Genomic DNA, 13,833 nt, shown 5'->3' on the forward strand with positions numbered 1-13,833 from the left:
AATTCAAATGACTTTCATAACCCGCTTCGCCCCATCTCCCACCGGCCCCTTGCACCTTGGCCACGCCTTCTCGGCCCTCACGGCCTATGACATGGCGCAAACAGCGGGCGGTCTCTTTCACCTGCGCATCGACGACCTCGACCAATCCCGCTCCCGCCCGGAATGGGAGGCACAGATCTACGACGATCTGCACTGGCTGGGCCTTGACTGGCCCACCCCCGCCTTACGCCAATCCGACCGCCTGCCGCGATACCGCGATGCCCTCAATTCCCTTTGGGATCAAGGGCTTCTCTACCCTTGCTCATGTAGTCGCGCTGATATCCGCGCCGCTGCCTCCGCCCCGCAGGAAGGCGCGCCCTTGCATGGCCCTGACGGGCTGATTTACCCCGGCACCTGCCGCCCCCAAAGCCCGCCAACAGGCCCCATGCCCGACAGCCCCCTGCGCCTCGACACGGCCCGCGCGCTGGCCCGCCTCCAAGCCCCCCTGAGTTTCACGGAAACAGGCCAAGGCCCCGACGGCGAAACCGGCACCATCACCCCCCAAGACATGGTGCAAACCGTCGGCGACGTGGCCCTCGCGCGCCCCGGCATGGGCGCCTCCTACCACCTCTCGGTGGTCTGCGACGATGCCGACCAAGTCATTACCCATGTGATCCGCGGCCAAGACCTCTTCACCGCCACGCAGATCCATGTGCTTCTGCAACGCCTCCTCGGATTGCCAACGCCAATCTACCATCACCACCGGTTGATCCGCGACCATGAGGGCCGCCGCCTTGCCAAACGTGACGACGCCCGCGCCATCGCCACTTACCGCACGATGGGCAAGACCCCCGATGACATCCGCCAAATGCTCGGCCTCTGAGAATGAGGTGGACTAATCCCGCACCCCGACCGCCGGGGCGCGGGTCCGAAACTCCACCCCGTCGGTTCAGGCCCGCAGCTTCTCGCCTTTGGGGTCGAACGGCGGCTCATGCAGGATGCGGCCCTTATGCGGCTGGCCCAGCACCATGACTTGTACCGCATCGCCCGGTTTGACCGTCCCCGCCTTCACATAGCCAAGCGCAAGGCTCATCCCCACAGTATACCCATAGGTCCCCGAGGTGACACGGCCCACCGGCACACCATCCGCATCGCGGATCGGCTCACCGCCCGTGGCATCCGCGTTCGAGGCGCTGACATCCGCCTCGTCCAGATGGATCAAGACCAGCTCTTCGCGCGCGGGCTCGGCCATGGCCTTCTCTGCCGCCGCCTTGTTCAGGAACTCTTTGTCCATCTTGCACAGCGGCGCAAAACCCACCTCATGCGGGTAGTACTCGGGCGAATATTCCCGGCTCCACGAACCATAGCCCTTCTCGACCCGCATCGACATCAGCGCCCGCGCGCCCACCGGCCCGGCACCGAAATCTTTCCCGGCCTCCAACAGCGCGCTATACAAACGCTCCTGATCTTCGGTCGCGCAATGCAGCTCCCAGCCCAGATCGCCGGTGAAGCTCACCCGCAGAGCAAGGCATTTGACGCCCGCCAATTCGATCTGCTGCGACCGCATGAAAGGGAAATCCTCGGTCGCCAGTGACGCATTGGTCAAACGCTGCAACATCTCGCGGCTTTTCGGGCCGGCCACGTTGAAGCCGCACATCGCCTCGGTGTGGCTCTCGAATGTCGTCCCCTCGGGCAAGGGCACCATGTCAAAGAACCGCTTGTGATAGCGCTCGGCCATGCCCGAACTGACGATCCAAAACTCGTCCTCGGCCACCCGCGTCACCGTGGCATCGCCCGCAATGCCCCCGCGCACCGAAATCAGCGGCGTCAGGCAGGACCGCCCAACGCTTTTCGGCATATTGTTGGCAAAGACCGAGTTGAGCCACGCTTCCGCCCCCGGCCCCTTCACGCGGTATTTGGCGAAGTTCGAAATGTCGATGATCCCGGCCCGCTCGCGCAGCATCTTGCATTCCTCGCCGACAGGCCCCCACCAGTTTTGCCGGGTAAAGCCGTTGGTGTCCTTCGTCCCCGGCTCCTCGGCAAACCACTGCGGATGCTCCCAGCCATAGTTCAGGCCAAAGACCGCGCCCATCTCCTTTTGCATCTGGTACACCGGGCGGGTGCGCAGCGGGCGGCCCGCCTCGCGCTCCTCGTTGGGGTAATGAATGGCAAAGCGGTGGGCATAAACATCCTCCACCTTGGCTTTCACAAAGTCCCGGTCATTGGCCCAAAGGCCAAAGCGCGCAATATCCCAGGGGAACATGTCATATTGCATTTCCCCTTCGATAATCCACTGCGCCACCATCAGGCCCATACCGGCCGATTGGCTGAACCCGGGGATGATCCCGCCGCACATGAAATAGTTTCTCAACTCCGGCACCGGGCCAAGGATCACGTTGCTATCGGGGCTCCAGATCATCGGCCCGTTGATCACCCGCTTGATCCCCGCCTCGGCGGCCAGCGGCACCCGGTCCATGGCGCGCATCACGTTTTCCATGATCCGGTCCAGATCATCGGCAAAAAGGTCATGGGCGAAATCCAAGGGCGTTCCCTCCTCGGCCCAAAAGCGCATGTCGCGCTCATAGGCCCCGATGAGCAACCCCTTGCCCTCTTGGCGCAGGTAATATTCCCCGTCCCGGTCCGCGACCGACGGAAGCCGCCGGTCCATGCCGTCGATCTCGGCAATGGTCTCAGTCACGAAATACTGGTGCTCGGTGGGTTGCAGCGGCACTTCGATGCCTGCCAGCTTGGCCACCTCACGGCCCCAAAGGCCTGCCGCGTTGATCACCCACTGCGTCTGGATATTGCCCTTGGGCGTTTCCACGATCCAGCTTCCATCGGGCTGCTGCGTGGTGGCCGTCACAGGGGTAAAGCGGTAGATCTCCGCCCCCTTCTGACGCGCACCAACCGCATAGGCATTGGTCACACCCGAAGGGTCCACATTGCCGCCATCGGGCTCCCACATGATGCAGCGGACGCCATCGAAATTCACCAGCGGATGCTTTTCCTCGGCCTCCTCGCGGCTGATCTCGGCAAAATTCATACCATAAAGCTGCGCCTTGGCGGCCTGTAGCTTCAACTGATGCTCGCGCGCTTCGGTCTGGGCCAGGTAAAGGCTGCCGGGCTGGAACACGCCGCAGCTTTGGCCGGTCTCGGCTTCCAGCTCCTTGTAAAGGTTCATGGTATAGTGTTGCAGGCGGCTGATATTGGCGCTGTCATGCAGCCCGTGAATATTCGCCGCCGCGTGCCATGTGCTGCCCGACGTCAGCTCGTCACGCTCCAGCAGGACCACGTCTTTCCATCCCAGCTTGGTGAGGTGGTAAAGAATCGAGCATCCGATAACGCCCCCGCCGATCACGACAGCCTGTGCATGGGTTTTCATAACTGGTCCCTTGATTGTTGCTAAAGGGCACATTTACGCCGCTTGTGGGGCTTGTATTGCCGGTTCCCGACATTCTTGGTCGCGGTGATACAAGTGGTCAATTTGTTTGCGGCAGAATTTTTCGCTTTGCGTCACGACCCCCGCTTGCACAGGGTCGCTCATCGCTTTCGCTCCTCGCGAAGAAGCCCGTAAGGGCTGATGAGCGCGCCCTCGGTTCACCAGCCCCCATCTCCGACAAAACCTGTCGCAAAATGACAAGCGCCACAGCCTCAGACTCACAGTCTGTCTGAAACAAGCCAAAGGAGGGGTCTCCCATGAAAACCACCACCCGTGTGGCCGTCATCGGCGGCGGTGTCGTCGGATGCAGCGTGCTCTATCACCTGACCAAACTCGGCTGGTCCGATGTCATGCTGATCGAACGCTCCGAGCTGACATCAGGCTCCACATGGCACGCGGCAGGCGGCTTTCATACCCTCAACGGCGATACCAACATGGCCGCGCTTCAGGGCTATACCATCAAACTTTACAAGGAGTTGGAGGAAATCACCGGCCTCTCCTGCGGGCTGCACCACGTCGGCGGCGTGACGCTGGCCGACAACCGCGACCGCTTCGATATGCTCCTCGCCGAACGCGCCAAGCACCGCTACATGGGGCTGGAGACCGAGATCGTCGGCCCCGAAGAGATCGCCAAAATCGCGCCCGTCACCAACACCGATGGCATCCTCGGCGCGCTTTATGATCCCCTCGATGGCCACCTCGACCCCTCCGGCACCACCCACGCCTACGCCAAGGCCGCCCGCATGGGCGGCGCCACCATTGAAACCCACTGCCACGTCCACGAGACCAACCAAAGGCCCGACGGCACATGGGATATCGTCACCGACAAAGGCACCATCCACGCCGAACATCTGGTCAATGCCGCAGGCCTCTGGGCGCGCGAAGTCGGGGCCATGGCCGGGGTCTATATGCCCCTCCACCCGATGGAACACCAATATATCGTCACCGAAGAAGTCCCTGAAATCGCGGAGATAATCGACGCAGGCGGCGAACACCCCCACGTCATGGACCCCGCTGGCGAAAGCTACCTGCGCCAAGAAGGGCGCGGGCTTTGCATCGGGTTTTACGAACAACCCTGCCGCCCCTGGGCGGTGGATGGCACTCCGTGGAACTTCGGCCATGAACTGCTACCCGATGATTTCGACAAGATCGAAGACAGCATCACCTTCGCCTACAAACGCTTCCCCGCCCTCGAACGCGCAGGCGTGAAATCCGTGATCCACGGCCCCTTCACCTTCGCCTCCGATGGCAACCCACTGGTCGGCCCGGTGCCGGGCCTGCGCAACTACTGGTCGGCCTGCGGCGTCATGGCCGGGTTCTCCCAAGGCGGCGGCGTCGGCCTGATGCTGGCACAATGGATGATCCACGGCGAATGCGAACGCGATGTCTCGGCCATGGATGTGGCCCGCTACGGCGATTGGATCACCCCGGGCTACACCCGCCCCAAGGTGATCGAGAACTACCAAAAACGCTTCTCGGTCTCCTACCCCAACGAAGAACTCCCCGCCGCGCGCCCCTTCCGCCAGACCCCCATGTACGATATCTTCGATCAAATGGGCGCGGTCTGGGGCCACCAATACGGGCTGGAAGTGCCCAACTACTTCGCCCAGGGCGATGAACCCCGCTACGAAACCCCCTCCTTCCGCCGCTCCAACGCGTGGGAGGCCACAGCGCGCGAGGTCAAAGCGGTGCGCGAGGCCGTGGGCATCAACGAGGTGCACAACTTCGGCAAATACCGCGTCACCGGGCCGAATGCCCGCGCATGGCTCGATCACATCATGGCCGGCCGCATCCCCCAACCGGGCCGCATCTCGCTCACCCCGATGCTCAGCCCCCAAGGCCGCATCATCGGCGATTTCACCGTCTCCTGCCTTGATGAGCAGACCTTCCAACTCACCGCCTCCTACGGCGCGCAGGCCTACCACATGCGCTGGTTCGAACAGAACGCCACGGAGGGCGCGCAACTCGAAAACATCTCCGACCGCCTCAATGGCTTCCAAATCGCAGGCCCCAAGGCGCGCGAGGTTCTGATGGCCTGCACCCGCGACGATATCGGCGACATGCGCTTCATGGATGTGCGCCCCGCCTGCGTCGGCATGGTCGATTGCCTGATCCAACGGGTCAGCTTCACCGGCGATCTGGGATACGAGATTTACTGCGATCCCATGGCCCAACGCGCACTGTGGGATGTGCTTTGGACCGAAGGGCAAAACCACGGCATGAAACCCTTCGGCATGCGCGCGATGATGTCGCTTCGGCTGGATAAATTCTTCGGCGCATGGCTGCGCGAATTCGGGCCGGATTACACGCCTGCGGAAACCGGCCTCGACCGCTTCATTTCCTTCAAGAAAAACGCCGATTTCATCGGGCGCAAATCGGCCGAGGCCGAACGCGACACTCCCCCGGCCCGCACACTGGCGGTGTTCGAGGTCGACGCGCTCGATACAGACGTCAACGCTTATGAGCCGGTATGGATCGACGGCACCGTCCAAGGCTTCTGCACTTCAGGTGGTTATTCGCACCACGCGGGCAAATCCATCGCCCTCGCCCTCATCCCCCGCGACAAGGCCACCGAAGGGCTGGAGGCGCAGATCGAAATCCTGGGCGATATGCGCCCGGCCCGCCTGATCACCCAACCGCTGTTCGATGCGGATGGCGCACGCATGCGGGGATAATCCGCCCAGAACATAGGCCAGCACCTCTGGCCACTGGCGGATCGCCTCCGGCGGGAGTATTTTTGGAAAGATGAAGGCCCTTTCTTCTTTTTGAAAATACCCCGGGGTGAATTGGCCGCAGGCCAAGAGGGGCAGCGCCCCTTGATTCAAACGGAGGCCCCATGCGCAGCATCGGCATTGTCATTCCAGCGGCGGGCGCGTCCTCTCGCATGCGGGGGTGCGATAAGTTGCTGGAAAAGGTCGACGGCCAACCGCTTCTGGCCCGCCAGGCAAGGCGTGCCCTTGCAACTGGCTGGCCTGTGCTTGTCACGCTGCGGCCCGGGGATGCGCGCGCCGAGGTCATACCAGACGGGGTTGCGCGCCGTGAGGTGCCCGGGGCCGCCGAAGGCCTCGCGGCCTCCCTAAGAAGTGGCGCGGCTTGGGCCGAAAGCCTTAATCTAACCGCCCTTATGGTGGTGCTGGCGGATTTGCCCGACCTCACCACCGAGGATCTTGAAACCATCGCCGCGGCTTTTTCAGAAGACCCAAACCGCATTATCCGCGCCACCGATGACAGCGGCAAACCCGGCCATCCGGTGATCTTCCCGGCCAAGCATTTCGAGGCGATGCAAATACTTCGCGGCGATGACGGGGCCAAGCCCCTGCTGGCGCAAGACCCGCCGCGCCTCTGCCCCCTGCCCGGCCTGCGTGCCACCACCGATCTGGACACGCCCGAAGACTGGGCCGCTTGGCGCGCCAATCAGACACGCGAATAGGCAACCCCGGCACCTGCCGGGGCTGCCCTACTCGAAACCGGAACAGCCCCCTAACCCGATTTCTGGTGACCGGCACACGGGGTGTGCGCCGGCCCGCTGCAACCTTGCGGGTTAAGAGATCAGAAGCTTCGCTTCATGCTTCTTGAGCGACCGGCGTGCCGCCTGATAATCCTTCAGGCCTTCCGCCTCGCGCAGCTCAGGGAAGAGATCGTAGATCTCGTTGCGCTGCGCCTCGCCCATGCCATCCATGACCTGCTCACCGGGCTGGAAGCTTTCGGTCCAGGCCCCGTTCGACAGGACGACCTCGTGCTGGTCGAACATGAAGTGGATGTAGCTCACGCCGCTGGCCTCGACCGTATCGACGCCCTCCATGCCCGTCAGGTGCTTGGCCGCGGCCAGAACCTCACGTTCATCGAAGTAAAGCGCGCTGCGATCGTTGTTGATCAGCATGCGGTGCTGCGGGCTGACCATCATGTCACGCTCCGGCAAACCACGGCCCAAAGATCCGGCCCGGATCAGAACCGGCTTGAGGTTCGGTGCTTGGCACAGCTCCTGGCCGGTCAGATCACGGCGCCCGACCCAGCGGATTTCCTGCAAGCCGTTGTCGCGGGTGATCACCCGGTCGCCCTCGCGCAGCTCTTCCACCAGACGCTCGCCTTTCGGCGTGGCAATCACTGTGCCCGGCGTGAAACAGGGGATCACATCCTCAATCTCGGTGAAGCTCAACGACCCCGAAACCGTTCCATCGCCATTGAGGAACTCCACCGTACCCGAGGTTGAATCGCCATCAGCATCAAGGGTTTCATCCACCACCCGAAGCGGCCCAAGGCCCGTCAGGTCCAGCGTGTCAAAGTCATCGCCGCCAGTGCCGCCATCGACCACGTCGCCGGCCATGGCATCGGTGAAGGTATCACGATCATCACCACCCAACAGGGTGTCGTCGCCTAGGCCACCGCCAAGAACGGTATCATCCCCGGCGCCGCCATCGACAACATCGTTGTCAGCACCCCCATTCAGGACATCATTGCCAAGACCACCGTCCAGCGTGTCTTCCCCCTGATCACCGAAGAGGCTGTCGTTGCCCTCTCCGCCGATCAGCGAATCGTCACCTGCGTTGCCACGGACCGAGTCATCGTCGATGCCCGCATCGACCGTGTCATCGCCGCCACCTGCGATAATCTCGTCATCATCGTCGCCAGTGAAGATGGAGTCATTGCCGGCACCGCCTTCGACGGTGTCCATGTCATCCATGGGGTCGGGGTCAGTGGCATCGGGAATGCCGGTATCGCCGTCGATCCCCGAAATGATCGTGTCATCGCCCAGCCCCCCCTGAAGGAAGTCGTTCCCCAGACCACCGATCACCGTGTCATTTTCCATACCGCCGTTGACGAAATCATCGCCATCGCCCGCGTCGATCACGTCATCGCCACGGTCGCCGGTGATCGAGTCCTCGCCGGTACCGCCGTCGATGGTGTCGTCATCCGCGCCGCCGACAATGGTGTCATTGCCTTCGTCGCCAAGGATCGAGTCCGCACCGCCCTGGCCAAGCAGCAAGTCGTCGTCGACGCCGCCATCAAGCGTATCGTCGCCGCTGCCACCCTCAATGGTGTCATCGTCGTCTTCCCCATAGATGACATCATTGCCGCCACCGCCAAGCAGCAGGTCACGGCCGTTTTCCGGAACCGGGTCGCTGGCATCCGGAACCTCGCCGTCGATGCCCGCGATCGGATCGTTGCCAAAGCCGCCCCAGATGGTGTCGTTGCCCGCACCACCGTCAACGGTATCCGAGCCATGGCTGCCCGTCAGGCTGTCATCACCGCCGTTGCCTTCGATGACATCATCGTCGATACCCGCATTCACGGTGTCGTCACCGCTCCCACCCAGGATGGTGTCAGCATCGTCGCCCGTGGCAATCAGGTCATCGCCCGCACCACCGTCAACGAAATCACGGCCATCATCGGGGTTCGGATCACTCAGCGCAGGAAGGCCTGTGGCCGGATCAACCAACAACGGGTCGGGCAGGTTCGGGTCATCGCCTTCGTAATCCGAAAAGGCGTCAATGCCCGCGTCGATGGTGTCATTGCCATCGCCCCCCTCGATCGAGTCGGACCCCAGGCTGCCGTCGATATAATCGTCGCCGGTGCCACCCAGAATGGTATCATCGTCGATCCCGCCGTCGATGCTGTCATTGCCCGAATCGCCCGAGATAAAGTCAGCATCGTCACCGGTGCTGATGGTATCGTCACCCGCGCCGCCAAAGACCGTGTCCAGATCATTGAGCTGATCGGCCCCGGTCTCAAAGGCAAAAGGCTCCCCCGGAACCGGATCGTTCGAGAAGGTCTCGTAATCATTCAGCGGATCGGCATTGCCGGTGTCGATCACATCGTCACCATCGCCACCCTCGGCGCTGTCATTGCCGTCGCCACCGGTCAGGGTGTCGTTGTCGGCACCGCCATCAAGGGTGTCGTCGCCCTCACCACCGTCGATCTCGTCCTCGCCCTCTTCACCGAAAGCAATATCGTCGCCGGTGCCCGCGTCGACCTCATCGTCGCCCAGACCGGCCTCGATGGTATCATTGCCGCCACCGGCCTCGATGATGTCATCGTCCGGAGCCTCACCGGGCAGGATCGCATCGCCCGAATCCACCAGGTCCCCCTCGGGGTCACCGTTGTAAACGTACCCGGGGTCGCTGTCGGGGTTGGTGGCGATCAAGGCGTCATCATCGCCATTCGAGACGATCCCATCCAACTCGTCGCCTACATCAATGGTGCTGAAATGCACATCGGTCACCCAGACGGTCTGCGAGTCGGTCCCGCCATTGTCATAGTCGATCTCGATCCGCGACACCGGCCCGGCAATATTCACCAGAAGCGAGGTATCGGGGTCGGTCGGCGCAGTCACAGAAGCGCTGTCCACATCATTGCCGGTGGCCGTATCGCCACTTGTCAGGATGTCACCACCCGGCGTCAGGGTCACCTCGACCGGATTGCCCGCCGCATCAAAGGCACGAACAGTCACGATATCGGTGTAATCAGCGCCGCCTTGTCCCAGGTCCAGGTCGTTGATCCGGAACGAAACGTCCTGCACATCATCGCTGTACGCGTCATCGCTGGCACTGAAATCAATCGTCGTGGTCGACGTGCTGTCCACACCGCCTTCGCCACCCGCGCCAAACAGCTTGAGCGCCGACATCGGATCGAAAGTTTCACCACCGGCGGTGTCGACATACTGATCGAACTCCAGGTACCGCGCGAAAGCGTCTTCATCTTCAGCAACGAATCCCAACGTGACCTCGACACCCCCGGTGTCGACGGTGCCACCATCATTCAAATCGGTTCCGTTGGAGCCAAAAAGCCCCCAGTCCAGAATAAGATCAGGCATCACAATACCCCTTCGACCTGTTAGCGCCGATCCTGAACCGGCAGCGTGAGATGCCGCTGACCACTCAACGGCGAAAAAATTCCACAACCATCTGCCTGAACCGGAAGTCTACGAAGTGTTGAGGATACGGGGCGACCCGCGGTTACCTCATGTGTAACCGGGCCCACCAAAGCCTACGCGACCCGGTCCACAACACTCCGCGCTATCCGGCGAGGATAGGCAGGATCGTCATGTCGGTCGCCCCCGTGACCTTTTCGATACCCCCCAGTTGGGCAGGACTCTTGTAACCGGACGCGGCAAGATCACGAAGGGGAATTTTGGCAGAAAAAAGCTCAAAACCGGGCGCGACACAGTCAACTTGCCTTACTTGCACCGCAATTTGTGGCAGGATTTCTGGTGATTGTTTCCATATCGGAAATCCCGCACGAGATCGGCCACCTCCTTTTTTTATTCGTTATCGCCGCATCACTTTCCCTGACCGACCGCCGATTCATGCGACGGTCGAGCGGTCGGTTGTATCCAATTGTGAAACAATCGAAAAAGGCCAAAACATGGCAGGCTGATCTTGGTCTTAGTTAACGCACCCTGCACAATTCGTGTTCAATTTTCGGCATTTTCTCCGAAAGGCCCAGATCAAGAAACAAAGCCAATGCCATTCCCCGGCGAATCGGGCAACGCTGGCTCTACGATTCTCTGTAGCGCCCAAAACGCTTGGGCCACGCCGGCGCGCGACTGCGGAAATCATCTAATTCTAGGAGTAAGTGGTGCCCAAGGTGAGATTCGAACTCACACGATGTTGCCATCGGGGGATTTTGAATCCCCTGCGTCTACCGTTCCGCCACTTGGGCACGGGCAACACCTCTAGCGAAGCCGCGCGCCCGCGTCCAGAGGGGAAGCACCATATTAAGCCGCAAAATACTTGACCCGCCCACCCCCGCGTGGTCAGAGACCAAAACCGTGTTTCAGGGACAGCCCTCATGCTAAGACGCCTCTACGATTGGACAATCGCGATGTCCGACCACCCGCGCGCGCTTTGGGTTCTGGCCGCGGTGTCTTTCGTCGAAAGCTCGGTGTTCCCGATCCCGCCCGATGTGCTGATGATCCCGATGATCCTTGCCCGCCCGTCCCGGGCCTGGCTGATTGCGCTGGTCGCTCTCGTCTCGTCGGTCCTAGGTGGGCTTTTGGGCTATGCCATTGGCGCGCTGGCCTACGAACAGATCGGCCAACCTATCCTTGAGGCCCTTGGCAAAGGCGATGCCATGGCCGAGTTTTCCACCCGGTTCAACGACTTCGGGTTCTGGGCCGTCCTTACGGCAGGGGTCACGCCCTTCCCCTACAAGGTCATCACCATCATGTCGGGTTGGACGGCCATGCCGCTTGGCACCTTCATCGCCACCTCCATTCTGGCGCGCGGTTTGCGCTTTTTCATTGTCGCCGCCCTCCTGTGGAAATTCGGCGCGCCGATCCGCGATTTCATCGAACGCCGCCTCGGGTTGATGGCGATTCTCTTTGTTGCGCTGCTCTTCGGTGGCTTCTATCTTGTTCGCCACCTATGACCATGACGTTACCCTACCGTACGCTTGTCCTGCTCGCCGCTGGCGGCTCCCTCGCCCTGATGCTGGGCGCTTGGGGGTTCCAGTACATTGGCGAAATGCCCCCCTGCAAATTGTGCTATTGGCAACGTTACCCGCATTATGCCGCCATCGGCATCGGTGCCTTGGCCCTTCTGTTGGGCGGCGCCCTCTTGCCTTGGCTCGGCGCTCTGGCCGCCCTCACCACCGCAGGTATCGCCGCTTATCACTCCGGGGTTGAGCAAGGCTGGTGGCAAGGCCCCTCCTCCTGCTCCTCGGGCGACATCTCGGGCCTCAGCACGGACGAACTCTTCGATCAGATCATGGCCGCCCCGCTCGTCCGCTGCGACGAGATCCCCTGGCAGATGTTCGGCCTCTCGATGGCCAGCTGGAACATGCTCGCCTCGCTGGCTCTCGCCGCGGTCTGGATCATGGCCGCCCGCCGCGCCTGACGGCTATTTTCGTACGACTCGTACGACTGCCAAGCAAAGCCCCCCGATTTTCGTACGAAAATAGCGGGGTAAGCGTACGATTCGTACGAAACTATCCGTTCGCCGCCTTGCGCGTACTCAAAAGCAGGTTGGTTTCACTGGTCGCCACGCCGTCAAATCGCCGAATACGCGCCAGAACCTCGTCGAATTCCTCAAGCGATTCCGCCCCGATCTCCACGATGACATCCCATCGGCCATTCGTCGTGTGGACCTTGCGCACGGCGCTTAACCCATTGAGTTGGCGGATAATTCTATCCGTCCCGCGCCCCTCGATCCCGATCAGCATAAGGCCCCGCACCGGATCACGCGCCGCATCGCCTTTCAAAACGACGCTGAAGCCCACGATCTCACCGGACTGCTGCAACCGTTCGATTCGTCCGCGTACCGTGGTCCGTGACACCCCCAAGGTGATCGCCAAATCCGAAAGCGAGGCCCGCGCGTCATGTCGCAGCGCGGAGATTAACTGTCTGTCAATATCATCCATTTCGCACGATTAGCATGGCATTTTGATCAATGCTATCCCGATTCGTTCAATATGATCCCTTCAAGCGCCCCCGTTTCGGAATATCCTTAGGCAAACCTTATCTGAACGAGCGCGAAATGACCCCACAAACCTGCCTTCTGATCGGTGCCCCCGTGGACAGCGGCAAAACCCGCCAAGGCTGCCTCATGGGCCCCGACGCCTACCGCGTCGCCGGCCTTGACGATGCGTTAACCTCCCTCGGTCACGAGGTCGAAGACCTTGGCAACCTCACCCCGGCCTCTGTCGCCACTCCCATGGACCTGCCGGCTCACCTGCATGCCCCCGACACCACCATCGGTTGGACGCAAGCCCTTATAAATTCAGCAGAAAACTCAATGACCAAGGGGTTGCCCATCTTTCTCGGCGGCGACCATAGCCTCTCCTTGGGTTCGGTCGCAGGTGTCGCCAACCACGCCGCCAGCCAATCCCGCCCGCAATTCGTCCTCTGGCTGGACGCCCATAGCGATTTCCACACACCGCACAGCACCACCTCGGGCAACCTGCATGGCACACCCTTGGCCTATGTCACTGGCCAAAAAGGCTTTTCCGGCTTCCCCGAGGTGCAAAACCCGGTCCCCGAGGATCATATCTGCATCCTCGGCCTGCGCTCCGTCGACCCCGCCGAACGCGAAATCCTGCAAAATTCGCGCATCCGCAGCCACGACATGCGCCAGATCGACGAATCCGGCATCGCCAAACCCCTGTCGGCCTTCCTCGACCGCGTCGCCGACGCGGGCGGCATGCTGCATGTCTCTTTGGACGTCGATTTCCTCGACCCCTCCTTCGCCCCCGCCGTCGGCACGACCGTCCCCGGCGGGGCCACCATGCGCGAGGCGCACTTGGTGATGGAGATGATCTGCGATAGCGGTTTGATGACTTCGCTCGACCTCGTCGAACTCAACCCATTCCTTGATGAACGCGGCCGCACCGCGCAGGTCATGGTCGATCTGGCCGCCTCTGCCCTTGGTCGCCGCGTCTTTGACCGCCCCACGCAAGCCTTTGGTTAAAAAGGACAAAAC

The 13,833-nt window shown here is 61.7% G+C and carries 9 protein-coding genes and 1 tRNA gene; 6 read left to right on the forward strand and 4 right to left on the reverse strand.

Annotated features, from left to right (window positions below; genetic code table 11):
- Positions 1–7: 7 nt before the first annotated feature.
- A complete protein-coding gene (gluQRS, locus tag QZ498_RS06735) occupies positions 8–862 on the forward strand; it encodes a tRNA glutamyl-Q(34) synthetase GluQRS (RefSeq protein ID WP_294621043.1) in 855 nt (284 codons plus the stop codon).
- A 66-nt stretch (positions 863–928) separates the two neighbouring features.
- On the opposite strand, the gene QZ498_RS06740 is transcribed toward gluQRS, so the two are convergent.
- Entirely contained in the window at positions 929–3,361 is a 2,433-nt protein-coding gene (locus tag QZ498_RS06740) for an FAD-dependent oxidoreductase (RefSeq protein ID WP_294621045.1), read from the reverse strand.
- Between the two features lie 314 nt (positions 3,362–3,675).
- On the opposite strand from QZ498_RS06740, the gene QZ498_RS06745 reads away from it, so the two are divergent.
- A complete protein-coding gene (locus QZ498_RS06745) occupies positions 3,676–6,093 on the forward strand; it encodes an FAD-dependent oxidoreductase (protein ID WP_294621046.1) in 2,418 nt (805 codons plus the stop codon).
- A 161-nt stretch (positions 6,094–6,254) separates the two neighbouring features.
- Positions 6,255–6,848 (forward strand): nucleotidyltransferase family protein, encoded by a 594-nt coding sequence (locus QZ498_RS06750; RefSeq protein ID WP_294621047.1) that lies wholly within the window; start codon positions 6,255–6,257, stop codon positions 6,846–6,848.
- Positions 6,849–6,959: 111 nt separating this feature from the next.
- Here the strand turns inward: QZ498_RS06750 and QZ498_RS06755 are convergent, their stop codons facing one another.
- A complete protein-coding gene (locus tag QZ498_RS06755; RefSeq protein ID WP_294621048.1) occupies positions 6,960–10,229 on the reverse strand; it encodes a Hint domain-containing protein in 3,270 nt (1,089 codons plus the stop codon).
- Between the two features lie 762 nt (positions 10,230–10,991).
- Positions 10,992–11,077, reverse strand: a tRNA-Leu gene (locus QZ498_RS06760).
- A 129-nt stretch (positions 11,078–11,206) separates the two neighbouring features.
- Between QZ498_RS06760 and QZ498_RS06765 the strand changes: the two genes are divergently transcribed.
- Both QZ498_RS06765 and QZ498_RS06770 read left to right on the forward strand, forming a co-directional pair.
- A complete protein-coding gene (locus QZ498_RS06765; RefSeq protein WP_294621049.1) occupies positions 11,207–11,785 on the forward strand; it encodes a YqaA family protein in 579 nt (192 codons plus the stop codon).
- Between the two features lie 2 nt (positions 11,786–11,787).
- Positions 11,788–12,252 (forward strand): disulfide bond formation protein B, encoded by a 465-nt coding sequence (locus QZ498_RS06770; protein WP_294621096.1) that lies wholly within the window; start codon positions 11,788–11,790, stop codon positions 12,250–12,252.
- A 91-nt stretch (positions 12,253–12,343) separates the two neighbouring features.
- Here QZ498_RS06770 and QZ498_RS06775 read toward each other — a convergent pair whose 3' ends face one another.
- Entirely contained in the window at positions 12,344–12,775 is a 432-nt protein-coding gene (locus tag QZ498_RS06775; RefSeq protein WP_294621050.1) for an Lrp/AsnC family transcriptional regulator, read from the reverse strand.
- Between the two features lie 116 nt (positions 12,776–12,891).
- Between QZ498_RS06775 and rocF the strand changes: the two genes are divergently transcribed.
- A complete protein-coding gene (rocF, locus tag QZ498_RS06780) occupies positions 12,892–13,821 on the forward strand; it encodes an arginase (protein WP_294621052.1) in 930 nt (309 codons plus the stop codon).
- Positions 13,822–13,833: the final 12 nt, after the last annotated feature.

Origin of the sequence: uncultured Roseovarius sp. (assembly GCF_913057115.1) — a bacterium.
In the GTDB taxonomy this organism is placed as follows: domain Bacteria; phylum Pseudomonadota; class Alphaproteobacteria; order Rhodobacterales; family Rhodobacteraceae; genus Roseovarius.